Below are 24,285 nucleotides of genomic sequence, written 5' to 3' on the forward strand. Positions count from 1 at the left end.
CCCCAGTGAGGCGTCTGTTTCCAGGGCTGCTTCGCCGCCCAACGCGGGACAAGCCCGCTCGCTACAGTCGGTTATTGCGGCGAGTTCATGATGCTCAGTCGGCCGATCAGCGGCACCCGCTGAAACAGCCCGAACACCGGCGCTGTCAGCCGCAGCAACCCATTCGACACCTTCGCCGCAAACGGCGTGTAATAGCCCCAGCCCAGTGCCAACAGCGCCAGCAGTACACCGCCGATGTAATCATCCTGCCCCCAATGCGCGCCTGCTACCAGGCGCGGCATCATGAACAACAGCGCCAGGCCCCAGATCACCAGGATCTGGCCGATGCGCTTGGCGAACACCGTCATGAACATCGCCCAGATCAACAACACCGAGGCATGATCCCCCGGGAAGCTCTGGCTGGAGCGGTCCTTCAATTCCCAAGTCTTCTCCAGCCCCGGGAAATAGTCACTCATATGAATCGCGCCGCTGATGACCATCGACGGGCTGCTGTGTTGCCAGCCCATCTGTGCCGCGAGTTTGGAAAACAGCATGCGGATAAACAGCAACAGCAGCAGAATGCCGACAAAACCTAACACTGCCTGGCGCACTTGTACGGCCTTGAATACCCACTCACCGCGAATCAGCAGCGTCAGCAGAATCACCCCGACCACTGCATCAAATGGCCGCAAACTGGCCACGGCCCACACATGCAGCCACGTTGAGTTGCTCGCCAGCGGATCATTGAGCAGATGAAACAGCCACTCGTCGAAAATCACACACAGCATCTGGCCCGTGGGCCACAGCCAAAAACACAGCAGCCCGATAGCGAGTAGATTGCAAAGAGCCCATCGCCGGAGGTTCCACTTGGCTTGGAACAAACCCGGATTGTTCATAAACTGTCCCTCTCGCTCAATTAAGCTCTCTGTTTCCAGGAGAAAGCCGCACCAAGATGGTGCTAAAGCGTTTAATTTTATAAACCTTGTAATCAATTTGTCATCAATTCAGATACCCAGACCTATGACTGATCTACCGGATACCGACTTCACCCAACGCTTTATCTTCGACGAGAACGACGCCCGCGGCGAACTGGTCTCGCTGGAGCGCAGCTATGCCGAAGTCCTTGCCAAGCACCCCTATCCGGAGCCGGTCGCGCAACTGCTCGGTGAGTTGATGGCGGCAGCTGCGCTGCTGGTCGGCACGATGAAATTCGATGGTTTGCTGATCCTGCAGGCCCGCTCCGAAGGCCCGGTCCCGATGCTGATGATCGAGTGCTCCAGCGAGCGCGAAATCCGCGGCCTGGCCCGTTACGACGCCGACTTGATTACTCCAAACGCCACGCTTTCCGACCTGATGGCCAACGGCGTACTGGCGATCACCGTCGATCCGACTGAAGGCCAGCGCTACCAGGGCATCGTCGACCTCGACGGCGAAACCCTGTCGGACTGCTTCACCAACTATTTCGTGATGTCCCAGCAAGTCGGCACCAAGTTCTGGCTCAACGCCGACGGCAAGCGCGCCCGTGGCCTGCTGTTGCAGCAATTGCCGGCTGACCGCATCAAGGATGACGATGAGCGTACCGATAGCTGGCGCAAACTCACCGCCCTGGCCGGCACCCTGACAGCTGAAGAATTGCTCGCCCTGGACAACGAAACCATCCTGCATCGCCTGTACCACGAAGAGGCCGTGCGCCTGTTCGACGCACAGACCCTGCGCTTCCATTGCAGCTGCTCGCGCGAGCGTTCGGCCAATGCCTTGGTGAGCCTGGGCCTGGAAGATGCGCAGAATCTGGTGGTGGAGCACGGTGGCCATATCGAGATCGACTGCCAGTTCTGCAACCAGCGCTACCTGTTCGATGCCGCCGATGTTGCTCAGTTGTTTGCCGGTGCAGGTATCGACACCCCTTCCGACACCCGCCACTAAAACGTTTAAGCACAGGTAAATCACCTGACGAATGCCGGATTAGCGCTGTTCTGACGGGAGGGCCCTACTCTTTTTGGGCTTTTCTGGCATAATCCGGCCCACTTTTTTCGCGGTAGTAGTGCGCAACTTTCTACTACAAAACGTTTGGAGCACTCGGCCATAGGCCGACGGGGAACCTCATGACGCAAGCCAATAACGCCGTATACACCGATCTGAGTGTTGACGATCTGGTCAAAGAAGCCCTGCAGCGCGGTGAAGGCGTGCTTGCCGATACTGGCGCGCTGGTTGTAGAAACCGGTCACCGTACCGGTCGTTCGCCAGTCGATCGTTTCATCGTTGAAGAGCCTTCCACCCAGGATTCCATCGCCTGGGGCCCGATCAACCGCAAGTTCCCGGCCGACAAGTTCGATGCCCTGTGGGCTCGCGTCGAGGCATTCAACAACGCGCAAGAGCATTTCGTTTCCCACGTTCACGTAGGGGCTGCAGAAGACCACTACCTGGCCGTCAAAATGACCACCCAGACTGCCTGGCAGAACCTGTTCGGTCGTTGCCTGTTCATCAACCCGGCCCAGTACAACCCAGCCCGTCGTGAAGAGTGGCAAGTGCTCAACGTGGCCAACTTCGAGTGCGTGCCTGAGCGTGACGGCACCAACTCCGACGGTTGCGTGATCCTCAACTTCGCCCAGAAAAAAGTCCTGATCGCCGGCATGCGCTACGCCGGTGAAATGAAAAAAGCCATGTTCTCGGTGCAGAACTACCTGCTGCCAGCTTCCGACGTACTGCCGATGCACTGCGCCGCCAACATTGGCGAAGCCGGCGACGTGACCTTGTTCTTCGGCCTGTCCGGCACCGGCAAGACCACCCTGTCCGCAGACGAAAGCCGTTACCTGATCGGTGACGACGAACACGGCTGGGGCGAGGGCGTGGTGTTCAACATCGAAGGCGGTTGCTATGCCAAGTGCATCGACCTGTCCGAGAAGAACGAGCCGGTCATCTGGAAAGCCATCAAGCACGGCGCCGTGCTGGAAAACGTGGTGATCGACGATGCCAAGCACGCCGACTACGCCGATGTCAGCCTGACCCAGAACAGCCGCGCTGCCTACCCGCTGGAGCACGTTGCCAAGCGTTCCGAGCAGAACCTGGGCGGCGAGCCAAATGCTGTGATCTTCCTGACCTGCGACCTGACTGGCGTACTGCCTCCAGTGTCGATCCTCAGCGAAGAGCAAGCGGCCTACCACTTCCTGTCCGGCTACACCGCACTGGTGGGTTCGACCGAAATGGGTTCGGGCGCCGGCATCAAGTCGACCTTCTCCACCTGCTTCGGCGCGCCGTTCTTCCCACGTCCGGCCGGTGAATACGCTGAGCTGTTGATCAAGCGTATCCGTGGCTTCGGCTCCAAGGTCTACCTGGTCAACACCGGCTGGACTGGCGGCGGCTACGGCGTCGGCAAGCGCTTCAACATCCCGACTACTCGCGGCGTGATCGCAGCGATCCAGAGCGGCGCGTTGATTGGTGCGCAAACCGAACACCTCGACACCATCAACCTCGACGTGCCACTGGCCGTACCGGGCGTTGAAACCGGCCTGCTGAACCCACGTAACACCTGGGCTGACAAGGCTGCCTACGACGAAGCAGCGAAAGCGCTGGCCGGTCTGTTCATCGAGAACTTCAAGAAGTTTGAAGTGAGCGATGCGATCAAGGCTGCGGGTCCGAAGTTGTAAGATTCGGTCGCTGTAAAAAAGCCGCCCCTCGTGGGCGGCTTTTTTGTGGGCGTTGGGTCAGTGCGCGATATGCAAAACCACCGCGCCGACCAGCACCAGCACAACCCCGAGCACCTGCACTGCTGACAGCCGCTCCTTGAAAAACACGAACCCCAGAATCGCCGCAATCCCACCTGACAATGTACTGATCACCGTCACTACAGACACCGACCCTTCCATCGCCCCCCACGAAAATGCCGAGAACCCGCCCAGGTTCATCAAGCTCGCGCCGGTCAATGTCGCGCAGTTTTTCAGCGGCGGAATCTTAAGGCCATCCTTGATCTTCAGCACCATCACCACCAGAACGCAGAGGCCGACCAGATAGCCCAGCCAGAGCATAGTGATAGGCCCCAACGCAGGCAGTGTGTAGCGGCCTTGCAGCCAGAAGCTGGTGCCGTACAGCGTTGCGGCGAGCATGGCGTAGGCGATGGAGTGGCTAGAGCTGTTGTGAGGAACGCCGTTGTCCTTGTGGATGCTGGAGAGGACTACGCCGATCACGCACAGGCCGATGCAACCGAGTTGGACCAGGCTGATGTGTTCACCGGTCGCCCACGACAGCAGGGTGGTGACCACACCGTAGGACGTCACCAGCGGCGCCACAATGGCGGCTTTGCCCAGCGCAAAGGCCTTGGACAACGCAAGCGCGCCGGAGACCGTGAACAGCGCGGCTGTAATGCCCAGCAGCCAGACGCTCAATGAGGCATCCAGGGATTTGAGCAGCAAGGCGGGGAAGATGACCAGCAGCAGGGTCATGATCAAAAAGCCCAGGGCCTGGCCGAAATACACCGCGCGTTTAACGCCCACGGCGCGGGCATTGAGGCCCACCAGAAAATCCGTGCCGCCCCAGAGCAGGGCGGCCAGCAGGCCCATCATTACGTCCATGTAAGGTCCTTGGTATGTAGGCAGTTCACCAGGTTAGCGCATAACCAAATGTGGGAATGGGCTTGCTCGCGAATGGGGGGGTATCCGTGAGAAATACTCTACCTGACCCAGCGCATTCGCGAGCAAGCCCGCTCCCACATTTGATGTTCGGTGCTCTTGGGACTAGCTCAGGTTTTCCAGGGTCTGCGTGTCCCAGCTGTTGGTTTTGATGGCCAGGTAGAGCATGCCGATGGTCAGCGGCACTTTCTCACCACGGCCCTTGGCCCGACGCTTGAGAAACACATCAAACACCGGCGGGTTGAAGTAACGATAAGTGTCGTAGTCGCCCAGGTCGAGGGCAAATTCCTGCTCCAGTGCTTCCATGAGTTGCTTGGCCTCACTGCCGTCGCAGCCCAGGTCGAAGTTGAGTGAGGTCTGCAGGCGAAGGGTCTTGTGTTTCGGCAGTCCGATCTCCTCATGCAGCAGTTGCAGGAGTTGCCGCATGACGGGATCTTCGGGGAAGTTGGGCGCGAGGTTCATGGTGGGAGCACGCAGGAATGGGTGAGGGGAATGGTCGCGTTGGGAGCGGTGTGTGTTTCGGGTGATAAAGAGTGCCAAGCCTATCAAGAATAGGAAGACAGGTAGAAAGGGCAATCTGAGGATCACTTGCACATAGGGTAGAAGGAGCGTCAAAAGAAGGCCTGCTGTGAGGAATGTGAGTGCGAAGCGCTTTCTGAGGGTGCGGTCGTTAATTTGATAGTGAAGTACCAGGTAGAAACCGAGGAAGCACATTGCTTGCAGGTAGACATTCACGGTTTCTGATACCCCTTCGTCTCGAGTGCCTGGGTATCCCAGGACTTGGCTTTAACAGCGTGGTAGAGCATGCCAATGGTTAAAGGGCGCTTTCCCTCGCTGCCTTTTTCCACATATCGCAAATACGCGTCAAAGCCTCGACGCTTGAAGTAGCGTTTGTCGTTGTAGTCCCCTAGCCTCATGCCGAACTCAAGCTTCAGTAGTGCCATCAATTGCTTGGCTTCGGCACTGTTACACCCGAGGTCATGGTTGACTGATGTGTCGAGGGTGACGGTTTTGTGTTTGGGCAGGCCAATGCCTTCATGCAAAATTTGCAGGAGATGGAGCATGAGCGGGTCATCAGGGAAGTCTGGCGCAAGGTTCAAGGTTGGGGCGATGAATAAAGGGTGATGGGTTTTAGCCCTGCAATATATATTTTGGGTGCTCAATAACCCGATGCCTGTCACGAAGGCGATTATCGGTAGGCTTTCAAGCTGTGCCTCTCTGATCCAAGAGGTGGCATACAGTAAGAGCGCTGGGCCGGCTACCAGGAAGTAGAATCCAAGCCATCTTCTGAGTAAGGGGCGCTTTATTGTTCTGTCGACAATTCCAGCCAGTACGAGAAGGAGAAGCAGGTTGATCCACTGAATGTATTCATTCATTGCATTAGCCACCCTGGAATTGCCGGACCATGGCCGACAGTGATCGCTGAGGACCAATTCCGCCGTTTACCTGTGCGTCGAGGCCGATAACCACATCACCAGCGTGATAGCTACGAATGATCCCTTTAATCGTCAGGCCTGCAGCGGCTCCAGCGGCGAGCCCCGCCGCAGGCGATGCCAGGCTCATTGGTGCTGACACGGCGCCGCTGATTAATCCTGCAACGATCTCCCCACGAATGTTGAGTAATTCAGCCTGTTGCCGGGTCAGCGGTTTGGAGATGGCCACAGTCATCCTGCAAGGCAAATCGCGAGCGAGCATTTTTCTGTAGAGATCTACGAGTCTTCGGCGCACCTCGTTTGCAGAAATACCTGCTTCCAGCAAGCAGAGGTTTGCCATTGCAAGGTGATTGGAAGGCGAGACGATAAGACGCAGCACCGTGAAGGTGACGCCGTAGTGGCCATTGTATTGAGTCCTTTCGATATTCACGGATATATGCCGGGAGCTGTTGAAAGGGCGTTAGTTTCAGTCAGAGAAAGGTGAGTTTTGTAGGGGGGCGGGCAGGAGTTTTAAGCAGTTTCGGAAGGGGATGGCACGACATTTGGAGGTTTCTTACAGGGCTTTCCGAGATTTTTAGCTCGGCAGAGATTTTCCATTGTTAGAACGTTCAGTTGTTGCAGTGAACTTGCTAGCGAAGAGCTCGGGTACGCCGCGTAATTCCAGATACACCGCGTGACTTTTGACGATCTTCGCCAGCAAGCTCGCTCCTACAAAAGGTTACAGCTGAGGTGTATGGCTGTTGAGGTTGCAGTTGAACATGCTACGTGCTTCCAGCAAATCACAGCCGTCCTGGACTAGCAGCTACAGGACATTGGTGATGTGGGAAATGCCGTTGAGGTCGGCGTGTTCGAATGTCCGGCGGGAGAAGGTTTCCAGCAAGTCGGTGGCAGCGCGAATGCGTTGATGGGCGGCGGACTGCGCGCGGGTTGGCCAGCCGGAAACAGCACTCCGGCACGTCCGAAAGCGTCCCCCCACAACCGCCATAGCACTGCTATACGAGACGAAAGACGTTCGAATAGTAAGTAAACTTATGTGTGCTGTTTTTCGGGTGACCAAACCCAGTCGCTGATTTGGCGGCGACACCGCGAACCTTAGAACTGAGTTGGTTTTCGACAATAAACAGATAGTTTAAGTGTGCGCGGTTCGCTCAAGCACTGCCAGGCCGATTGATACACCGCTCAAAAATCGCCTCCAGCCCCCGATAATCACACGCCACTGCGTCAATATTCGCCGGTACCCACGCCGCGTGTTTCACCAGCCACCAATTCACCGAAAATCCCGCATTCACGATGATCTGTTCAAACAGAATCCGCTGCGCCCGGCCGTTGCCCTCACGGAAGGGGTGGATAACGTTGAGGTCGCCATAGGCCTCGGCGATCTTGCTCACCAGCTCAGCCTGGCTCACGCCGACGAACCAGTTCGCGTCCTCCATATGCCGGATGATTTTCGCGGCTTCCGGTGGAATGCGTTCCGGGGTGCAGAACAGGGTGTCGCCTTTCTGGAGATTGACGCTGCGCAGCTCGCCAGCCCACTCGTAGAGGTCACTGAACAGCGTGCGGTGGATGTGTTGTAAGCGTTCGAGGTCGTAGGGCGGGGGAAAGAGGGGGAGGTTGCCTACGGCGATTTCGGACAGTTCGCGCTCGGCCTGGTGCAGGTCAGCTTCGTCGAGCAAATCGAGGCGGTTGCGCAGGACGCTGCTACCGGGATAGCAGTAAGGATCCTGGCCCACCCCGTATTTGTCGAGCATCAGCGCGAATTATTGCGGTACTTGGCGAGCACGGCCTCGCGGGTCGGCAGGGGCTTGTCGACGTCGGTCGGTTGGGTGTCAAACCCTTCCAGACGCAGGCTGGCCAAGTAATTGGAACGGCGGATCTTGTGGTAATGATCCTGTTTTTGCTCAAACGTCAGTTCGCTCATCGCAGCGTACTCCTGGGTAGCAAGGTTTGATTGTAGCGCAATGCTTGCGTCGCCAGGCGGGATATAAACCACGTCACATTCTGTACAAAAAATCCTCCGGCGGGCTGAATTCAGCGTATGTTTCACCGCAAAATCTTGTAGGGCAATTCCGCCCACTACTTAAAGGGAGTTAAGCATGGGTTTGCTTCGTGTCGCCTCGGCGATGTCTTTGTGTGCAGTGGCCTTTTCCATCCAGGCTGCGCAGTTGCCGATCGAGGTGCTCAGCGCGGTCGTCAAGGACCAGAAAATCGCCGATGCCGAAGTGCTGTTGCAGCGCAACGGCGCACAGAACGTCGTGGGCCGCACCAACGCCCAGGGCCAGGTGACGCTGACCAGCGAAGCCGCTGACGATGCCAGCAACCTGCTGATCATCAAGAAGCCCGGCTACTCCAACCTGGTGGTCAAGTGCCCATGCGCAGGCATGACCTACGCCATTAGCCCCGTGATGGAAAACCTCGACGGCCTGCGCGTCGTGCTGACCTGGGGCAAAAATCCGGAAGTCCTCGACTCCCACATGATCTTCCCCGGCAACAATATTTACTTCGAGAACAAGACGGGCACCGACGCCGAGCTGGACGTGGATGACGTCGACAGTTATGGCCCGGAAACCATCACCCTGCAGAAAAAGCACTACGGCGAAAGTTACGTCTACGCTGTGCATGACTTCACCAACCGCGGCAATCCAGGTTCGCGCCAGTTGTCCAACAGCGAAGCCAAGGTGTTCGTGTACATGGGCCAATCGCTGGTGCGCACTTACTACGTGCCGCAAAACCGCAGTGGCAACCTGTGGACAGTCTTCCGCATGACCGGCAGCGGCGACTTCCAGGACATCAACACCTTCAGCGGTGTCACAGTGAATGCCGCGAACGTGCTCAATGAAGTCAAACCCCTGCTGGATGACAGCGTGGCGGTCACGGCAGTGGCTGTCAGCTCTTCCGCACAGACCGATGCGAAGCGTCTGAACGTGCAAGGTGAAGCGGCCTACCAGGCTGGCAAGCTGGACGAGGCCATTGACCTGTTCCGCCAGGCTATCGAATTGGACAACGGCTTCGGCAAGGCCTACGGCAACCTGGGCCTGGCGTATCAGAAGGCTGGCAACACCGCCGAGTCGATCTGGGCCAACCGCAAGGCCATCGCCCTGGCGACCGGCGCGAATGCCGCCACCGTGCGTGCCGGTGCTTACTACAACATCGCGCGGATCTACGAAGCGGCGGGGCAGTTCCCGGATGCGTTGCGTCACTACCAGTTGGCCAAGGAGCAGAAGGCCAACCCGGTGTACGACACGGCGATCGAGCGCGTGCAGAACCGCTGATTCAGGCGTAATACAGCGCTAAAAATGTGGGAGCGGGCTTGCTCGCGAAGGCGGTTTATCAGTCAGTACTCTATCGACTGACACACCGCCTTCGCGGGCAAGCTAACTCCCACTTTTGGTTTGTGATGTTCTTACGAAACCCCGCGAAAATTCCCACTTCGGCCCTAGGCCATCCCTCAGCCTGTGTATCATCCTGTCTCTTTTTTCCATGCGACCTTTCTCGATTCGCTGAATTTTTCGGGCTATGTTTTTGAGCCAACTCAGCGGTCAATGGAGTGACAGCGAATGCACGACACCCTCCAGCAGGTCTTTGGTTATCCACAGTTTCGTTTAGGCCAGGAACAAACGGTCAGCGCCGTACTGGCCGGCCGTTCGGCCGCAGCCATCTTCCCTACCGGGTCGGGCAAGTCCCTGTGTTACCAGCTGCCTGCGGTACTGCTGCCGCACCTGACGCTGGTAGTGTCGCCGTTGTTGGCGTTGATGCAGGACCAACTGGGTTTCCTGCAGCGCCACGGTATTTGCGCGGGCAGCATCGACTCGGCGCAAAGCCGCGATGACGCCAATGATGTGATGGCACGCGCGCGTTCGGGCGAGTTGAAAATCCTGATGATTTCCGTGGAGCGCCTGAAGAACGAGCGTTTTCGCAACTTCCTGCAGAGCGTGCAGATCTCGCTGCTGGTGGTGGATGAAGCGCACTGTATTTCCGAGTGGGGCCATAACTTCCGTCCGGACTACCTCAAGCTGCCGGACTACCAGCGTCAGTTCAATATCCCACAGGCGCTGTTGCTGACTGCGACGGCCACGCCCAAGGTGATTGCCGACATGCAGGCCAAGTTCGCCATCGCGCCGCAGGATGTGGTCACCACGGGCTTCTACCGGCCCAACCTCAACCTGCTGGTTGAGCCGGTAGCCGGCGCCGACAAGCGTCGGCGGCTGGTGCAGTGGATGGCCGAGCGCGCCGATCAGCCGAGCATCGTCTACGTGACCTTGCAGAAAACCGCCGAGCAGATCGCCGAGCATCTGAATCGCAATGGCATCCAGGCCGAGGCGTACCACGCCGGTTTACCCAACGATAAACGCGAAGGTATCCAGCAGCGATTCATGAGTGGGCGCTCCAATTGCATTGTCGCCACCATCGCGTTTGGCATGGGCATCGACAAGAGTGATATCCGCAATGTGGTGCACTTCGACCTACCCAAATCCATCGAGAACTACAGCCAGGAAATCGGTCGTGCCGGGCGTGATGGGCAGCCCTCCGACTGCCTGGTGCTGGCCAACCGCGACAGCCTCAACGTGCTGGAGAACTTCGTGTACGGCGATACCCCCGAGCAGGACGGTATTCGCCGTGTACTGGAGGAGTTGCAGGCCGCGCGCAGCGAGGGGCAATGGGAGTTCCTGCTGCGCTCATTGTCGGACCACAGCAATATCCGCGAGCTGCCCCTGAAGACCCTGCTGGTGCAATTGGAGCTCAGGGGCGTGATCGCGCCGCGCTATGCGTTTTATGCCGAGTACCGCTTCAAGTACCTGATTGAACCTGAGGCGTTGCTCGCACGATTTTCCGGCGAGCGGCAGCAGTTTGTCGCGGCGATTGTCCAGGTGTGCAAGCGCGCGAAAACCTGGGCTACCGTGGATTTTGACGCGCTTTATCAACAGCACAATGCCGAGCGCAATCGGGTGGTGAAGGCGCTGGATTACTTCCAGGAACAAGGTCTGATCGAGCTGGAAAGCAAGCAGATGACCGAGGTCTACAGCCTGCTCAATATCGATTTTGACCCACAGGCGCTGAGCGCCGAGTTATACACAGGCTTCAAGCAGCATGAGGTGGGAGAGGTGGCGCGGATTCACGCCATGCTTGATCTGTTCGCCACCGAACAGTGCCTCGGCCAGCGCCTGGCGCAGTATTTCGGGGATGAACAAGCGCCCCAGCGTTGCGGACATTGTTCGGTCTGCCACGGTGACGTGGCGCATCTGCCAGCACCGCCCAGTCTGCCGCCGCTTGTGGATAAAAACTTCATGGGCCTGTGCGGTGACTTTATCCACAGGCATCATGAACATACCGGCCAACTGCCCGGTGCCGAGCGGCTGACGCGGTTCCTGGGGGGCATCAGCGTGCCGCTGTTTACCAAGCTGAAGGCGCGGGGCATTCCCGGTTTTGCTGCGCTGGAGGACTACCCCTACGCCGATGTGCGTGAGTGGGCCCAAGCCCATCTGAATGACTTGTAAACCTACTTTCAGTGAGACCTGCCCATGCCTGAGTCAATGCCACAGCGCGCTGATTACCGTCACTTCCAGCCGATCATCACGCGCTGGCACGACAACGATGTGTATGGCCATGTGAACAACGTGACCTACTACAGCTTCTTCGACACCGCGGTGAATACCTACCTGATCGAGCAGGGCGGGTTGGATATTCATGAGGGTGAGGTCGTGGGGTTTGTGGTGAGTTCGGCGTGCGATTACTTTGCCTCGATTGCCTTTCCGGACCGTATCGACATTGGCCTGCGCGTGGGCAAGTTGGGCAACAGCTCAGTGCAGTACGAGTTGGCGGTGTTCAAGGCTGGCGAAGAAGACGCCTGCGCAGCGGGGCGCTTTGTGCATGTGTTTGTCGATCGCGGGACGAACCAGCCGGTGGCCATTCCGGGGACGCTGCGCGAGGCGCTGCAGCGGTTGGTGGTGTGACGCCGTTTATGTCGTCGCCGGCTTGCCCGTGATGGTTGGGTGCCAGGCGGTCAGCCTGGTCCAACGCTATCGCAGGCAAGCCAGCTCCCGCAGTGGACTGGTGAGTCCTTCAGGTCGCTGAATTACCGATGACGGTAGTGATGTTTGTTCTTGCGATGCCCGTACGCATGGCCACGGCCGCGATGGTCATCACGGTCATAACGACGGTTATCACGCCCACGGGAGCGACGATCGTCATCATCGCTCTTGTTGCCCATGTAGTTACCCAGTGCGCCACCTGCGCCACCGCCGGCGGCTGCGCCGATCAGGCTGCCGGTGTTGCCGCCCATGCTGCGGCCCACGACGTTACCGCCGGCTGCGCCCAAGGCGCCGCCAATGGCGGCTTCGCCACGGCTGCGTTTGTCGGCACCGACCGCACTGCCGCCCGCACCGCCGAGGGCTGCGCCGATGGCCGAACCGGTGTTACCGCCGATCTGCTGGCCTACAACTGAACCGAGTACCCCGCCCAATGCGCCGCCCACACCGGCTTCGGTGGTGCCACCGGCCATGGCTGCGCCACTGACCAGGCCAAGGGACAACAAGAGAATCGAGGAGAACTTCATAGAGAGACCTCAAGAGGATGACGGCGCGATCCTGAGGTTGTATCGAGGCACTGACAATCGAAAACCGACCAGTGGTATGGGTTGTATACAATTTGCTAAGTTGCTGTTTTGTATGGGGAACTTAAGTAATTTTTTCGAGTCTCTAGTTACTTCGGAACGGCTGCTTTTGTGCAAAAGCGGCCTTTTTTATGCCCGCGATTTGGGCTCTAGAGTGCTTTGTAATGGGGTGGGCGGGCTTGTCCCGTGTTGGGTTGTGAAGCGGTCCCGAAACCAGGCGACTGGGGGCTGACTGGAACTGTGCGTTGCTGTTATTGGGGCTGCTGCGCAGCCCAACGCGGGGCAAGCCCGCTCGCCACAATAACAAGCTCGCTCGCCACAGTGGTGAGCCGGCTAGAGATAGCAACAGGTCAGCTGGACACAGCAACAAGCCGGCAGGACACAGCATGGTGTCCTGTCACAGCACGCGGGCTTGCGCCGTGTGTCAGGCCGAGCGGGCCATGATCAAGCCACTGTCGCTCGCCGCTTCCAGGCAAATCGCCACGAATTTCGAGGTTGGCGTGTGGCTGCCATCGCCGGTGCTTTCCAGCGGCACCAGTGGGTTCACTTCTGGATAGTAGGCCGCTGCCTGCCCAGCGGGGATATCGAACGCCAGCAGGGTGAAGCCTTTCACGCGGCGCTCGCGGCCGTCTTCCCACAGCGACACGATGTCGGCCTTCTGCCCCGGCTTGAAGCCCAGGCGGATGATGTCGGCTTCGTTGACGAACAACACGTCACGCTGGCCCTTCACCCCGCGATAGCGGTCGTCCAGGCCATAAATGGTGGTGTTGTACTGATCGTGGGAGCGCATCGACTGCATGATCAGGTCCGGCACGCGGCCTGTGGCGTGGGTGCGTTCGTGGATCAGGTCTTTGGGCAGGATATTCGGGCGGAAGTTGGCGCGGCCCGACGGGGTGTTCCAGCGGCGTGCACCGGCGGAGTTGCCCAGGTAGAAACCACCCGGGTGTTTCAGGCGTTCGTTGAAATCCTTGAAGCCCGGGATGGTGTCGGCGATCAGGTCGCGAATACGGCTGTAGTCCGCCACCAGCCAATTCCAGTCTACCGGTTTGCTGCCCAGCGTCGCGGCGGCGATACCGGCGAGGATGGCCGGTTCCGACTTCATCAGCTTCGACAGCGGCTGCAACTGGCCGTTGGAGTCGTGGACCATGCTGAACGAGTCTTCCACCGTCACCGCCTGCGGGCCTTCGGCCTGGATGTCGATGTCGGTGCGGCCCAGGCACGGCAGGATCAGTGCGTCTTTACCGTGGGTCAGGTGGCTGCGGTTGAGCTTGGTGCTGATCTGCACGGTCAGGTCGCAATTGCGCAGGGCCTCGAAGGTGCGCGGGCTGTCCGGCGTGGCTTGGGCGAAGTTACCGCCCAGGCCGATAAACACCTTGGAGCGACCCTCGAGCATCGCGTGAATCGCTTCCACCACGTTGTGGCCGTTGGTGCGCGGCACCTGGAACTGGAAGCGGCGCTCCAGGGAATCGAGGAATGCCACCGGTGGGCGTTCGTTGATGCCCATGGTGCGGTCGCCCTGCACGTTGCTGTGCCCACGTACCGGGCACAGGCCGGCGCCAGGGCGGCCAATGTTGCCGCGCAGCAGCATCAGGTTGGCGATTTCCTGGATGGTCGGGACTGAGTGGCGATGTTGGGTGATGCCCATCGCCCAGCACATGATCACGTTCTTGCCCTTGGCGTACATGCGCGCCGCTTGCTCGATCTCGACCAGCGTCAGGCCAGACTGCGCGACGATTTCATCCCAGGAGGTGTCGTCGATCTGGCCGAGGTAGTCGAGCACGTTGGCCGTGTGTTCGTTGAGGAAGTCGTGGTCGAACACCGCTTCCTTGCCTTCGGCCTGGGCCTGGCGTTCCCACAGCAGCAGGAACTTGGCCATGCCGCGCAGGATGGCCATGTCGCCCCCCAGCGCCGGGCGGAAGTAGGCGGTGTTGGTCGGCTTGTCACCGTTGGTGAGCATTTCCAGCGGGTGTTGCGGGTGCTGGAAGCGTTCCAGGCCGCGCTCTTTGAGTGGGTTGATACACACCACCTGTGCGCCGCGCTTAACCGCTTCGCGCAGCGGTTCAAGCATGCGCGGGTGGTTGGTGCCGGGGTTCTGGCCCCAGACGAAAATCGCATCGGCATGTTCGAAGTCGTCAAAGGTCACGGTGCCTTTGCCGACGCCCACACTTTGCGCCAGGGCCACGCCGCTGGCCTCATGGCACATGTTGGAGCAATCCGGGAAGTTGTTGGTGCCGTAGGCGCGCACGAACAGCTGGTACAAATACGCCGCTTCGTTGCTGGCGCGGCCCGAGGTGTAGAACTCGGCCATGTCCGGGCTGGGCAGCGCATTGAGATGCTTGCCGATCAGGTCGAATGCCGCCTCCCAACTGATGGGCTTGTAGCGGTCGGTCTCGGCGTCATAGCTCACCGGCTCGGTCAGGCGGCCTTGATATTCCAGCCAGTAGTCGCTCTGCTCCAGCAGCGCAGTCACGCTGTGCTTGGCGAAGAATGCAGCGTCGACGCGGCGCTTGGTGGCTTCCCAGTTCACCGCCTTGGCGCCGTTTTCGCAGAACTTGACCATACCGCTTTCCGGCGAGTCGCCCCAGGCGCAGCCCGGGCAGTCAAAGCCACCGTTCTGGTTGGTCTTGAGCATCATGCGGATGTTTTTCAGCGCGTTGTCGCTGGTCAGCCACGCCTGCGCCACGCTGATCAATGCACCCCAGCCGCCAGCCGGGCCTTTGTAAGGCTTGTAGCGCGGGGTCGGGGTTTGGTCGGCTTGGTGATGATTGCTCATGGCTGGTACTCCATCGCAGGGCTATAGACCCGCGGCGCGCTTTTCTGCGGCAGGTGGATGAGATTGAGGTTGTGCCGGCGCGCCCATTGCAGGGCGAGGCCGGTGGGCGATGACAAGCTGACGAGGGTCTGGATGCCCGCGCGCAGGACTTTCTGGATCAGTTCGAGACTGCAACGGCTGGTGACAATCGCCAGTCCACCGTCAGTCGGAATTTTTTGGCGGATCAGTGCGCCGATCAACTTGTCGAGGGCGTTATGCCGGCCGATGTCCTCGCGGCCCATCAGCAGTTCGCCCTGGTTGTTCATGAACACTGCCGCGTGCACGGCGCCGCTGTATTGGCCCAGCGGCTGGAACGCACTGATGCGTTGGCGCAGGCCGTCGAGCCATTCGGCAGGCGGCAAGGGCGCGCCTGGCAGCACTTGCAGGTCTGGCAGTGCCTGTTCTACCGCTTCTACGCCGCACAGGCCGCAGCCGCTGGTGCCGGCCAATTGGCGGCGCTGCTGCTTGAGGTTCCAGAAGGCGCGGCTGGAGATTTGCACCTGGGCGTATTGGGCTGAACCCGAACCGCTGAGTTTTAGGTCATAAATGTCGCTAACGTCGGCGATAATTCCGCTGCCGATACTGAATCCGACAATAAAGTCTTCCAAATCCGTCGGCGTGACCAGCATGACCGCCTGGCTGATGTCGTTATAGGCAATCGCCAACGCCACTTCTTCCGCCAACGCTGTGCGGGCGACTTCAGTGTGTTCGAGGTTGCAAAACTGATAGCTCTGGCTGGCGGCGGGCGCGGGTGTTTCAAGAGCGGGCGCCGCGCAGACTGGGCGCTTGGCGTTCATGGGGCTGTACCACCGACGGATTGATCAGTGTTTAGACTAGGCGCGACAAAGCGTCGCGTCTAATTGCCAGTACTGATCTACCGATAGATGACGTCGATCAAGGCGTTGTTTGCGATTTCTGATACAGTGCGAAACACGCTTCCGCCAGCGCTGAGCGTGGCGCGCTGCGGCGCATGATCAGCCCCAGGTGTGCCAGGGTGTGAGCGTCTTCGATCGGTTGCAGGCGTAGATGCTCGGTGAGTGCGTCCAGGCCGCCGTCCAGTGGCATTACGGCGCAACACAGGCCGCCGTGCACAGCTTGTAACAATTGGTGGACGGCGTCGGTCTGCAGCAGCGGCTGCGGGTTCAGGTTTCGGCTGTGGAAGTTATGGTCGATGGACTGACGAAAATGCATGCCACTGGTGAGCATGCCCAGGGGCAGCTCGGTCAGGGCCTCCCAGCTCAACGGCGTGTCGCCGAAGCTGAAATAGCGCTGGTCGTAGAGCAGGCCCATGCGGGTTTCACCGAGGGCAAAGGAGTCGAAGCGCTCGGTGTCGAGGCGCTCCAGGTACGACACGCCAAGGTCCAGGCGATTGCTCGCCAGCTGTTCGAGGATCTGTTCGGAACTGAGCGCCGAGAGTTCGAAGCGCAGGCTCGGGTGCTCCTTGTGCAATTGTTGCATCAAGGCCAGGGGATCGAAGCTCGACAGCGGCACCACACCCAGGCGCAACGTACCGACGAGGTTGCCGCGACAGGCCGCGGCTTCGGCCTGCAAGCCGTCGTAGGCCGCCAGCACCGTACGTGCCCACGCCAACACGCGTTCGCCAGGCGCGGTAAAGCCTTCGAAGCGCTGGCCGCGATTGACCAGTGGCAAATCCAGCTCTTCTTCCAGGCTGCGCAGGCGCATCGACAAGGTCGGCTGCGTGATGTGGCAGCGCGCGGCCGCCTGGCCGAAGTGACGGGTCTCGTCGAGGGCGATGAGGAATTTGAGTTGCTTGATGTCCATCTTCGCTCCAGGGCTTATTCCAATGGCGGGGGGATTCTAGCGCGTTTGGGTCTGTGGCCGGGCCGGAACCCAAATCCGTCGGACTGGTCTAGTCTTGAGCATCTGGACATCAACTACCAAGGAGAGCGCACCATGAGTCTTTTTAGCTTTGTTAAGGAGGCCGGCGAGAAGCTGGTCAAGCTGCTGACACCAGGCAATGCCAACGCTGGTGAAGATTTGAAAAAGCATATCGAGGATGTCGGGTTGGGTAACCCTAACGTTCACGCTACCGTCGAGGGTGACAAGGTCACGATTTCCGGCGAGGTAGCGACGCAGGAGGAGAAAGAAAAAATCATCCTGGCAGCGGGCAATATCGCCGGTGTTGCCAGCGTCGAGGACCAGATTACAGTTTCCGGTCCTGCCGTGGCGGCCGCCCGTTTCGTCGTGGTGAAAAAAGGCGACACCCTCAGCGCGATTTCCTTGGCGGTGTATGGCAACGCCAACCAGTACAACAAGATTTTCGAGGCCAACAAGCCGCTGTTGTCGCATCCGGACAAAATCTACCCAGGGCAGACACTGCGTATTCCTGAGTAATACACGACGTAAAAATGTGAGAGGGGGCTTGCCCCCGATAGCGGAGTGTCAGTCGATATCAAGGTGACTGATCCACCGCTATCGGGGGCAAGCCCCCTCCCACATGGTTCAGAGTCCGACAATGAGATCGCGGTAATCACCGACTGCTGCAAATTCAGCCGTGTCCTTCGGCCCCTTCTGGCTATCCGGCTCCTTCACTGCCAGTAAATGCCCCACGCCAAACGCGCGGGCGCTGCGCAGGATCGGCAAGGTGTCGTCGATAAACAGGCTGCGCGCCGGGTCGAAGGCAATGTCGGCTTGCAGGGCGTCCCAGAACTGCGGGTTTTCCTTGGCGAAGCCGTAGTCGTGGGAGCTGATCAATCGCTCGAAATACGGCGCCAGTTCAATGCGTTCCAGCTTCAACGACAGCGAGTCACGATGAGCATTGGTGATCAGGATCACCCGCTTGCCGGCCTGTTTGATCGCCGCCAGGAACGTGTCGGCATCCGGACGCAGGGCGATCAGGTGGGCGGTTTCCAGCTTGAGCTCGCGCACCGGGATATTCAGCTCGGTGCTCCAGAAATCCAGGCAATACCATTGCAACTGTCCGGCGTTACGCTCGAACAGCGGCTGCAATTCCATCTCGGCCATGGCCCGGCTCACCCCGTGCAGCTCGGCGTAACGCTGGGGCAGGTGTTCCATCCAGAAGTGGTTGTCGAAATGCAGGTCGAGCAGCGTGCCGTCCATGTCCAGCAGGACGGTGTCGATGGCGTGCCAGGGCAGAGAGGGCATGGAGTGGTCTCATGTAAGTAAAGATATCCGACACAGACAATCGGAAAAGCCACGGTATAGTAACCCGATCACGCCAAGGAGCCGCTTATGCGCCAGAAACCCACCGTCCTCGCCCGCGAAATAGTCGCCAGTAGCCGTTTGTTCCGCGTGGAGGAAGTGCAATTGCGCTTTTCCAATGGCGTGGAACGGACCTACGAGCGCCTGGTAGGCCGCGGCGCCGGTTACGGCGCGGTGATGATCGTGGCGATGATCGACGACGAGCACGCGTTGCTGGTGGAAGAGTACTGCGGCGGCACGGACGAGTATGAATTGTCGTTGCCCAAGGGCTTGATCGAGCCCGGTGAGGATGTGCTGGCGGCGGCGGACCGCGAGCTCAAGGAAGAAGCGGGCTACGGTGCACGTCAGCTGGAGCATCTGACCGAGCTGTCGCTGTCGCCTGGCTATATGAGCCAGAAGATCCAGGTGGTGCTGGCCACTGATCTCTACGAAGAACGCCTGGAGGGCGATGAGCCCGAACCAATGCGCGTGGACAGGGTCAACCTGCACGAGCTGTCGCAACTGGCGCAGAACGAGCAATTCAGCGAAGGCCGCGCCCTGGCCGCGCTGTATCTGGTACGAGATTTGTTGATTCAGCGTGGAGCGTTTATCGCATGAGCGAACTGTTTTTAGGCCACCCGTTTATCGCCCCGGTGATTGAGCTGGCTCGCCAGGCGGGTGAAGTGATCCTGCCGTATTGGCGCGCGGATGTGGCGGTGACGTCCAAGGCCGATGATTCGCCGGTGACGGCGGCAGACCTGGCCGCCCATCACCTGATCCTCGCCGGCCTCACGGCCTTGGACCCGAGCATCCCGGTGCTGTCCGAAGAGGATGCCGATATTGACCAGAGCGTGCGCGCTGGTTGGCAGCGCTGGTGGCTGGTGGATCCGTTGGATGGCACCAAGGAGTTTATCGCCGGCAGCGAGGAATTTACCGTCAACGTGGCGTTGATCGAACAGGGCCGCGTGGTGTTTGGCGTAGTGTCCATGCCCACCAGTGGCCGTTGCTACTTTGGTGGCGCGGGCCTCGGTGCCTGGCGCTCGGATGTCAACGAAGCCCCCAAGCAGATCCAGGTGCGTGAGTCGCCGGCCGTGGGCGAGTCCTTCACCGTCGTGGCCAGCCGTCGGCATACCAGCCCCGAGCAGGAGCGTTTGCTGGACGGCTTGAGCGAAGGCTTGGGCGCCTTGAAGCTGGCCAATATCGGCAGCTCGTTGAAGTTCTGCCTGTTGGCCGAGGGCAGCGCCGATTGCTATCCGCGCCTGGCGCCAACGTCGCAGTGGGATACCGCAGCCGCCCAGGGCGTGCTCGAAGGGGCGGGCGGTGAGGTACTGGAGTTGAGCGGCGAGCCGTTCAGCTACCCGGCGCGGGCCTCATTGTTGAACCCATTCTTCCTGGCATTGCCAGCCAAGGCCGCCTGGCGGGACCGCCTGCTCACCCTGGCGCGTTCCTGAGTCGGTCGGGGATTCAATGTGGGAGCTGGCTCCCACATTCGAACGGCGCCACCTTGGAGGCGCTGGCGGTGGGTCAGCCAGCTTAGCCGGTTCTGATCCACCGCCTTCGCGGGCAAGCCCGCTCCCACATTTTTGATCGGTGTGAAGCTTCGCGTTTGGCTGTGCGGTTGGAATTGCCGGGTTGCACCGCAAGAGCGGACGACGCATCCCCCAATGTGGGACCGGGCTTGCCCGCGAAAGCGGTATGCCAGTCACCGAACATGTTGGCTGATCCACCGCCTTTGCGGGCAAGCCCGCTCCCACATTTTTGATCGGTGTGAAGCTTCGCGTTTGGCTGTGCGGTGGAAATTGCCGGGCCTTGCGCCGCAGCAATGGACGACGCATCCCAATGTGGGAGCGGGCTTGCCCGCGAAGGCGGTATGCCAGTCACCGAACATGTTGGCTGATCCACCGCTTTCGCGAGCATGCCCGCTCCCACATGGGAACTGCGTCGGGCGCGGGATGCAGGCTAGCCGCTTCCACGCTGATGCTTTTAGCGGTGCAGGACGTACTGGCCGGTAAATACCACCGCGCGCGCCTCACTGCCCTCATTCACAATCCATGTCTCCAGGGTCAAACGCGCTCGGCCATAACGCTTATAGGTGGCGAGAAAGCGCTTCCACACCTTTTCTTCCGGCGCTGCGCACATCACTGTCGCATCCTGCGTCACCGGCAGCGGATAGCTGATCTGCCCTTCCTGGATCACGATATGCCCGTCTTCAATGCCTTCCTCGCGCAGCTGCAGGTGCAGCCAACCCCAACCCGCCAACACCGCGCCGCAATACAGGCTGCCGCCGAACATGGTGCTCTTGTGGTTGATATTGGCCTGCAGGGGCAGGTGCAGCTGCAATTGGCCGTGTTGCCAGTCGAGCACCTTGAGGCCCATTTCCCGGGTGAGGGGAATGTCGTGGTGAAGGATGGATTCCAGGTAACGGCTGTCGCGGCTCATGGGTGCCTCTTGATGGGTGGGCGGGGTCATTCGTCGTCGGTACTGTGGTTGCCGCTGTCGGCGAAGTTCAGGCCGTGTTTACGCAGCTTGTCGTGCAGGGTCTTGCGCGGCACACCCAGGGCTTCGGCGAGGCTGCGCAGGGAGCTGTGGGGGCGTGTGAGTTCGGCTGCGATCAGGCTCTTCTCGAACTGTTCGACTTGCTCGCTCAAGCCTCCAGGAGTGGAGGTCAGTACACCGGCCGCCGGATTGTCCGGCGTGTTGTCCAGCGCCAGCTCCAGGCCCAGGGCAAAGCGCTCGGCAGCGTTCTGCAGTTCGCGGACATTGCCCGGCCAGCTGTGGCGCAGCAGCAGCGCGCGTTGGCCCGGTTGCAGCTCGTGCAGCGGCAGGCCGTGGCGGCTGCTGGCTTCGTCGGCAAAGTGCTGGAACAGCATCAGCGCATCTTCACCGCGCTCGCGCAGCGGCGGGATGCGCAACGGCGCGACGTTGAGGCGGTAGTACAAGTCGGCCCGGAAGCGGCCCTGGTCGGCGGACTGGCGCAGGTCTTCCTTGGTGGCGGCGATGATGCGGATATCCAGTGGAATCAGCTGATTGCCGCCCAGGCGCTCGACCACACGCTCCTGCAACAGGCGCAGCAGCTTGACCTGTACATCCAGGCTCATGCTTTCGATTTCGTCGAGGAACAGCGTGCCGCCGTTGGCGAATTCGAACTTGCCGATACGCCGCTTCTGCGCGCCGGTAAAGGCGCCCGGTTCATGGCCGAACAGCTCGCTTTCGACCACCGACTCAGCCAGGGCGCCGGCGTTGATCGCCACAAACGGCCCGCTGCGTCGGCTCGACAAGTCATGCAAGGCGCGCGCGACCACTTCCTTGCCGGCGCCGGTTTCACCGAGGATCAGCACATCGGCCTTGGTCGCCGCCAATGCACCGATCTGCTCGCGCAGGCGCAGCATTTGCGGGGAGTGGCCGACCAGCCGCGTGCTCAATTGCTGGCGGTCACTCAAGGCCAGGCGCAGGCTGCGATTGTCCAGCACCAGCCGGCGCAGGGCCAGGGCGCGCCGCACGCTGTCGAGCAGGGCGTCGCTGGCGAAGGGTTTTTCCAGGAAGTCATAGGCGCCGGCGCGCATGGCCTGCACCGCCAGCGGCACGTCGCCGTGGCCGGTGATCAGCAATACCGGCAGCTCCGCGTCCTGGCCGTGCAGTTCGGCCAGCAGCTCCAGGCCATCCATGCCGGGCATGCGGATGTCGCTGACCACCACGCCTGGCCAATCGCGGGACAGGCGTGCGGTAAGGCCGGTGGCTTCGCCCAGTGTCAGGACTTTCAGCCCGGCCAGGTCCAGGGTCTGGCACAGGGCCTGACGCAAGTGTGGATCGTCGTCGATCAACACCACCTGAATCTGGTTATCGATACTCATACACTACGGTCCTCGGACGGTTGCAGACTGACGCCCGGCGAGCCGGCACGCAATTTCAAGGTTAACAGCGCGCCGCCTTCCTTGTGGTTGGCGAACAGCAGCTCGCCGCCAAAGGCACGCATCAGGGTGTCACAGATTGCCAGCCCCAGCCCCAGGCCTTGAGTGCGCGTCTTGGTGGTGTAGAACGGCTCGCTGGCGCGGCCCAGGGCTTCCATGCAAAAGCCCGGGCCGTTGTCGCGAATGTACAGGTTGACGCCCTGTTCGGTGGTTTGGGCACTCAGCCAGAGCTTGCGCGGCGGGCCTTTTTCGGTAAGGGCGTCGAGGGCATTGGCCAGCAGGTTGCCCAGTACCTGGCGCAAGCGGGTTTCGCCGGCCTGCACCCACAGGGTCGCTTCCGGCAAATCGCGGATCAACTCGACTTCCATCGACCGCCGCCGCTTGGCCAGCAAGGCCAGCGCGTCGTCCAGTGCCGGCTGCAGCGCCACGCTTTCCGGCGCATGGCGGTCGCGGCGGGCAAAGGCGCGCAGGTGCGCGATGATCGAGGCCATGCGCCCGGTCAGCTCGCTGATCAGCTTGAGGTTGCCCCGCGCATCACTGGTGCGCTCGTGGTCGAGCAGGATCTCGGCGTTTTCCGCGTAGCTGCGGATCGCCGCCAGGGGCTGATTGAGTTCGTGGCTGATGCTCGCCGACATGGTGCCCAAAGCCGACAGTTTGCCGGCCTGCACCAGGTCATCCTGGGCGCGCACCAGTTCCTGCTGGGCGTGCTCGCGTTCGAGCACTTCCTGCTTCAAGCGGCGGTTTAGGCCTTCGAGGTCGCTGGTCCGCTCGACCACGCGCATTTCCAGCTCACGACGGGCCTTGGCTTCGAAGGCGATGCGGTCCAGATAGTGGCGGCGGCGCTGCATCATCAGGCCGAGCAACAGCATCAACACCAGCAGCGTGGCGCCCCCCACCGCAACCACTGTGCGCACCGGGCGGTTGATCAGCGAGCGCGGCGCCAGGATCTCCACGTTCCAGCCGGTCTCGGCGATGGCTGTGGATTGGCGCAGCCACGCCGTGGAACTCAGTGCCAATGGCTGCGGGTCGCGGGTCGGGTAGGGCTGGATGGCGATGATGGCCTGGCGTTCTTCGGCGGTCAGTGGCCGAGTGGCACGGAAGCGCCATTGCGGGCGCGAGGTCAGGATCACCACGCCATTGTGGTCGGTGACCAGCAGTTGTTCCGGGGTGTTGCCCCACAGGCTCTCGGTGTGGTCCAGGTCGACCTTGACCACCAGCACGCCGATGATGGTGGCGCCATCGCGTACGGCGGCGGCGAAGAAGTAACCGCGTTTGGCCGAAGTGGTGCCCAGGCCGAAGAAGCGCCCCAGGCGCCCGGCCATGGCTTCGCTGAAGTAGGGGCGGAAAGAGAAATTGCGGCCGACGAAACTGTCTTGTTTGTCCCAGTTGGACGCGGCGAGGGTCTTGCCGGTGGTGTCCATCAGGTACATCACTTCCACCCCGGCCTGGGCCGCGACGTCCTTGAGCAGCAGGTTGGCGTTGACCAGGTTGGTGCTCACCTGCGGCGCATCCAGGGCCGTGCGCAGGGCCGGCAAGTCACCGAGAATCTGCGGCAGCACTTCATAGCGATGCAGCGTGCCGAGCAGGTTGGCCACGTACAGGTCTAGGGTCTGGCGGTTCTGCCCGGCCAGTTCACTGCGGTAATAGCGCTCGGCCAAGTGCTCCAGCGGCCACAGCAGCGGCGCCAGGCACAACGCCAACAGGGCGAGGCTGCGCCAGCGGGGTCTTCGCGGAAGGGGTGGGTTCATGGGAGTCGTGCGCC

Annotated in this window: 23 protein-coding genes; 8 read left to right on the forward strand and 15 right to left on the reverse strand. The window is 60.5% G+C overall.

What is annotated here, in order from left to right:
• Positions 1 to 71 precede the first annotated feature (71 nt).
• Positions 72 to 875: a phosphatase PAP2 family protein gene (locus AC07SI_RS06400; protein WP_065899603.1), complete on the reverse strand. Its 804-nt coding sequence runs from the start codon at positions 873 to 875 to the stop codon at positions 72 to 74.
• Positions 876 to 999: 124 nt separating this feature from the next.
• Between AC07SI_RS06400 and hslO the strand changes: the two genes are divergently transcribed.
• Entirely contained in the window at positions 1,000 to 1,902 is a 903-nt protein-coding gene (gene hslO / locus AC07SI_RS06405; RefSeq protein WP_065899604.1) for an Hsp33 family molecular chaperone HslO, read from the forward strand.
• A gap of 179 nt (positions 1,903 to 2,081) precedes the next feature.
• Positions 2,082 to 3,623 carry a phosphoenolpyruvate carboxykinase gene (locus AC07SI_RS06410; RefSeq protein ID WP_495005399.1) on the forward strand — a complete coding sequence of 514 codons (1,542 nt, stop codon included), beginning with the start codon at positions 2,082 to 2,084 and terminating at the stop codon, positions 3,621 to 3,623.
• Positions 3,624 to 3,680: 57 nt separating this feature from the next.
• Here the strand turns inward: AC07SI_RS06410 and AC07SI_RS06415 are convergent, their stop codons facing one another.
• From AC07SI_RS06415 to AC07SI_RS06440, 6 genes are all read right to left on the reverse strand, one after another.
• Complete coding sequence (locus tag AC07SI_RS06415) at positions 3,681 to 4,532, reverse strand: EamA family transporter (protein WP_495005497.1); 852 nt, start codon at positions 4,530 to 4,532, stop codon at positions 3,681 to 3,683.
• A gap of 174 nt (positions 4,533 to 4,706) precedes the next feature.
• Complete coding sequence (locus tag AC07SI_RS06420) at positions 4,707 to 5,063, reverse strand: DUF1493 family protein (protein ID WP_065899606.1); 357 nt, start codon at positions 5,061 to 5,063, stop codon at positions 4,707 to 4,709.
• Positions 5,064 to 5,332: 269 nt separating this feature from the next.
• Positions 5,333 to 5,977 carry a DUF1493 family protein gene (locus AC07SI_RS06425; RefSeq protein ID WP_201143329.1) on the reverse strand — a complete coding sequence of 215 codons (645 nt, stop codon included), beginning with the start codon at positions 5,975 to 5,977 and terminating at the stop codon, positions 5,333 to 5,335.
• Between the two features lie 4 nt (positions 5,978 to 5,981).
• A complete protein-coding gene (locus tag AC07SI_RS06430; RefSeq protein WP_065899607.1) occupies positions 5,982 to 6,464 on the reverse strand; it encodes a hypothetical protein in 483 nt (160 codons plus the stop codon).
• A gap of 718 nt (positions 6,465 to 7,182) precedes the next feature.
• Positions 7,183 to 7,782 (reverse strand): putative adenosine monophosphate-protein transferase Fic, encoded by a 600-nt coding sequence (locus AC07SI_RS06435; protein ID WP_495005400.1) that lies wholly within the window; start codon positions 7,780 to 7,782, stop codon positions 7,183 to 7,185.
• Positions 7,782 to 7,952 carry a YhfG family protein gene (locus AC07SI_RS06440; RefSeq protein WP_106805439.1) on the reverse strand — a complete coding sequence of 57 codons (171 nt, stop codon included), beginning with the start codon at positions 7,950 to 7,952 and terminating at the stop codon, positions 7,782 to 7,784. Before AC07SI_RS06440 ends, AC07SI_RS06435 begins: the two co-directional genes overlap by 1 nt.
• Before the next feature lie 175 nt (positions 7,953 to 8,127).
• Between AC07SI_RS06440 and AC07SI_RS06445 the strand changes: the two genes are divergently transcribed.
• The 3 genes from AC07SI_RS06445 to AC07SI_RS06455 all read left to right on the forward strand — a co-directional run bounded on the left by AC07SI_RS06445 (position 8,128) and on the right by AC07SI_RS06455 (position 11,982).
• Complete coding sequence (locus AC07SI_RS06445) at positions 8,128 to 9,303, forward strand: tetratricopeptide repeat protein (protein ID WP_495005401.1); 1,176 nt, start codon at positions 8,128 to 8,130, stop codon at positions 9,301 to 9,303.
• 285 nt (positions 9,304 to 9,588) lie between these two features.
• Positions 9,589 to 11,526 carry a RecQ family ATP-dependent DNA helicase gene (locus AC07SI_RS06450; protein WP_495005402.1) on the forward strand — a complete coding sequence of 646 codons (1,938 nt, stop codon included), beginning with the start codon at positions 9,589 to 9,591 and terminating at the stop codon, positions 11,524 to 11,526.
• Positions 11,527 to 11,550: 24 nt separating this feature from the next.
• Positions 11,551 to 11,982 (forward strand): acyl-CoA thioesterase, encoded by a 432-nt coding sequence (locus AC07SI_RS06455; RefSeq protein ID WP_065899611.1) that lies wholly within the window; start codon positions 11,551 to 11,553, stop codon positions 11,980 to 11,982.
• Positions 11,983 to 12,104: 122 nt separating this feature from the next.
• Here the strand turns inward: AC07SI_RS06455 and AC07SI_RS06460 are convergent, their stop codons facing one another.
• The 4 genes from AC07SI_RS06460 to AC07SI_RS06475 form a co-directional block, all read right to left on the reverse strand.
• Positions 12,105 to 12,584 (reverse strand): glycine zipper domain-containing protein, encoded by a 480-nt coding sequence (locus AC07SI_RS06460; protein ID WP_065899612.1) that lies wholly within the window; start codon positions 12,582 to 12,584, stop codon positions 12,105 to 12,107.
• 481 nt (positions 12,585 to 13,065) lie between these two features.
• On the reverse strand, positions 13,066 to 15,414 hold the full coding sequence (locus AC07SI_RS06465; protein ID WP_065899613.1) for an FdhF/YdeP family oxidoreductase: 2,349 nt from the start codon (positions 15,412 to 15,414) through the stop codon (positions 13,066 to 13,068).
• Complete coding sequence (fdhD, locus tag AC07SI_RS06470; protein WP_495005403.1) at positions 15,411 to 16,250, reverse strand: formate dehydrogenase accessory sulfurtransferase FdhD; 840 nt, start codon at positions 16,248 to 16,250, stop codon at positions 15,411 to 15,413. The genes AC07SI_RS06465 and fdhD overlap by 4 nt, the downstream gene beginning before the upstream one ends.
• A gap of 97 nt (positions 16,251 to 16,347) precedes the next feature.
• Positions 16,348 to 17,235: a LysR family transcriptional regulator gene (locus AC07SI_RS06475; protein WP_495005404.1), complete on the reverse strand. Its 888-nt coding sequence runs from the start codon at positions 17,233 to 17,235 to the stop codon at positions 16,348 to 16,350.
• 132 nt (positions 17,236 to 17,367) lie between these two features.
• On the opposite strand from AC07SI_RS06475, the gene lysM reads away from it, so the two are divergent.
• Entirely contained in the window at positions 17,368 to 17,808 is a 441-nt protein-coding gene (gene lysM, locus AC07SI_RS06480) for a peptidoglycan-binding protein LysM (protein WP_065899616.1), read from the forward strand.
• A gap of 108 nt (positions 17,809 to 17,916) precedes the next feature.
• Here the strand turns inward: lysM and yrfG are convergent, their stop codons facing one another.
• Positions 17,917 to 18,579 carry a GMP/IMP nucleotidase gene (yrfG, locus tag AC07SI_RS06485; protein ID WP_120447393.1) on the reverse strand — a complete coding sequence of 221 codons (663 nt, stop codon included), beginning with the start codon at positions 18,577 to 18,579 and terminating at the stop codon, positions 17,917 to 17,919.
• Between the two features lie 87 nt (positions 18,580 to 18,666).
• Between yrfG and nudE the strand changes: the two genes are divergently transcribed.
• Both nudE and cysQ read left to right on the forward strand, forming a co-directional pair.
• Entirely contained in the window at positions 18,667 to 19,233 is a 567-nt protein-coding gene (gene nudE / locus AC07SI_RS06490) for an ADP compounds hydrolase NudE (RefSeq protein ID WP_065899618.1), read from the forward strand.
• Positions 19,230 to 20,066 (forward strand): 3'(2'),5'-bisphosphate nucleotidase CysQ, encoded by an 837-nt coding sequence (gene cysQ / locus AC07SI_RS06495; protein WP_065899619.1) that lies wholly within the window; start codon positions 19,230 to 19,232, stop codon positions 20,064 to 20,066. Before nudE ends, cysQ begins: the two co-directional genes overlap by 4 nt.
• Before the next feature lie 532 nt (positions 20,067 to 20,598).
• On the opposite strand, the gene AC07SI_RS06500 is transcribed toward cysQ, so the two are convergent.
• The 3 genes from AC07SI_RS06500 to AC07SI_RS06510 are packed head-to-tail and all read right to left on the reverse strand — an operon-like array spanning position 20,599 to position 24,271.
• Entirely contained in the window at positions 20,599 to 21,054 is a 456-nt protein-coding gene (locus tag AC07SI_RS06500; RefSeq protein ID WP_282396763.1) for a YiiD C-terminal domain-containing protein, read from the reverse strand.
• A gap of 26 nt (positions 21,055 to 21,080) precedes the next feature.
• Positions 21,081 to 22,466 (reverse strand): sigma-54-dependent transcriptional regulator, encoded by a 1,386-nt coding sequence (locus AC07SI_RS06505; protein WP_065899621.1) that lies wholly within the window; start codon positions 22,464 to 22,466, stop codon positions 21,081 to 21,083.
• Positions 22,463 to 24,271, reverse strand: a complete 1,809-nt coding sequence (locus AC07SI_RS06510; protein WP_106805432.1) for a sensor histidine kinase — start codon at positions 24,269 to 24,271, stop codon at positions 22,463 to 22,465. Before AC07SI_RS06510 ends, AC07SI_RS06505 begins: the two co-directional genes overlap by 4 nt.
• Between the last annotated feature and the right edge of the window lie 14 nt (positions 24,272 to 24,285).

This window comes from Pseudomonas sp. GW821-FHT05D12 (assembly GCF_059419825.1).

Bases quoted from the DNA above. Each gene is read 5' to 3' on its own strand.
- fdhD (WP_495005403.1), bottom strand. From the start codon at position 16,250: ATGAACGCCAAGCGCCCAGTCTGCGCGGCGCCCGCTCTTGAAACACCC.
- AC07SI_RS06435 (WP_495005400.1), bottom strand. From the start codon at position 7,782: ATGCTCGACAAATACGGGGTGGGCCAGGATCCTTACTGCTATCCCGGT.
- AC07SI_RS06415 (WP_495005497.1), bottom strand. From the start codon at position 4,532: ATGGGCCTGCTGGCCGCCCTGCTCTGGGGCGGCACGGATTTTCTGGTG.
- AC07SI_RS06510 (WP_106805432.1), bottom strand. From the start codon at position 24,271: ATGAACCCACCCCTTCCGCGAAGACCCCGCTGGCGCAGCCTCGCCCTG.
- AC07SI_RS06425 (WP_201143329.1), bottom strand. From the start codon at position 5,977: ATGAATGAATACATTCAGTGGATCAACCTGCTTCTCCTTCTCGTACTG.
- AC07SI_RS06400 (WP_065899603.1), bottom strand. From the start codon at position 875: ATGAACAATCCGGGTTTGTTCCAAGCCAAGTGGAACCTCCGGCGATGG.
- AC07SI_RS06450 (WP_495005402.1), top strand. From the start codon at position 9,589: ATGCACGACACCCTCCAGCAGGTCTTTGGTTATCCACAGTTTCGTTTA.
- cysQ (WP_065899619.1), top strand. From the start codon at position 19,230: ATGAGCGAACTGTTTTTAGGCCACCCGTTTATCGCCCCGGTGATTGAG.
- AC07SI_RS06410 (WP_495005399.1), top strand. From the start codon at position 2,082: ATGACGCAAGCCAATAACGCCGTATACACCGATCTGAGTGTTGACGAT.
- AC07SI_RS06505 (WP_065899621.1), bottom strand. From the start codon at position 22,466: ATGAGTATCGATAACCAGATTCAGGTGGTGTTGATCGACGACGATCCA.
- AC07SI_RS06460 (WP_065899612.1), bottom strand. From the start codon at position 12,584: ATGAAGTTCTCCTCGATTCTCTTGTTGTCCCTTGGCCTGGTCAGTGGC.
- AC07SI_RS06440 (WP_106805439.1), bottom strand. From the start codon at position 7,952: ATGAGCGAACTGACGTTTGAGCAAAAACAGGATCATTACCACAAGATC.
- AC07SI_RS06465 (WP_065899613.1), bottom strand. From the start codon at position 15,414: ATGAGCAATCATCACCAAGCCGACCAAACCCCGACCCCGCGCTACAAG.
- AC07SI_RS06475 (WP_495005404.1), bottom strand. From the start codon at position 17,235: ATGGACATCAAGCAACTCAAATTCCTCATCGCCCTCGACGAGACCCGT.
- yrfG (WP_120447393.1), bottom strand. From the start codon at position 18,579: ATGCCCTCTCTGCCCTGGCACGCCATCGACACCGTCCTGCTGGACATG.
- AC07SI_RS06500 (WP_282396763.1), bottom strand. From the start codon at position 21,054: ATGAGCCGCGACAGCCGTTACCTGGAATCCATCCTTCACCACGACATT.
- AC07SI_RS06420 (WP_065899606.1), bottom strand. From the start codon at position 5,063: ATGAACCTCGCGCCCAACTTCCCCGAAGATCCCGTCATGCGGCAACTC.
- AC07SI_RS06455 (WP_065899611.1), top strand. From the start codon at position 11,551: ATGCCTGAGTCAATGCCACAGCGCGCTGATTACCGTCACTTCCAGCCG.
- hslO (WP_065899604.1), top strand. From the start codon at position 1,000: ATGACTGATCTACCGGATACCGACTTCACCCAACGCTTTATCTTCGAC.
- AC07SI_RS06445 (WP_495005401.1), top strand. From the start codon at position 8,128: ATGGGTTTGCTTCGTGTCGCCTCGGCGATGTCTTTGTGTGCAGTGGCC.
- lysM (WP_065899616.1), top strand. From the start codon at position 17,368: ATGAGTCTTTTTAGCTTTGTTAAGGAGGCCGGCGAGAAGCTGGTCAAG.
- nudE (WP_065899618.1), top strand. From the start codon at position 18,667: ATGCGCCAGAAACCCACCGTCCTCGCCCGCGAAATAGTCGCCAGTAGC.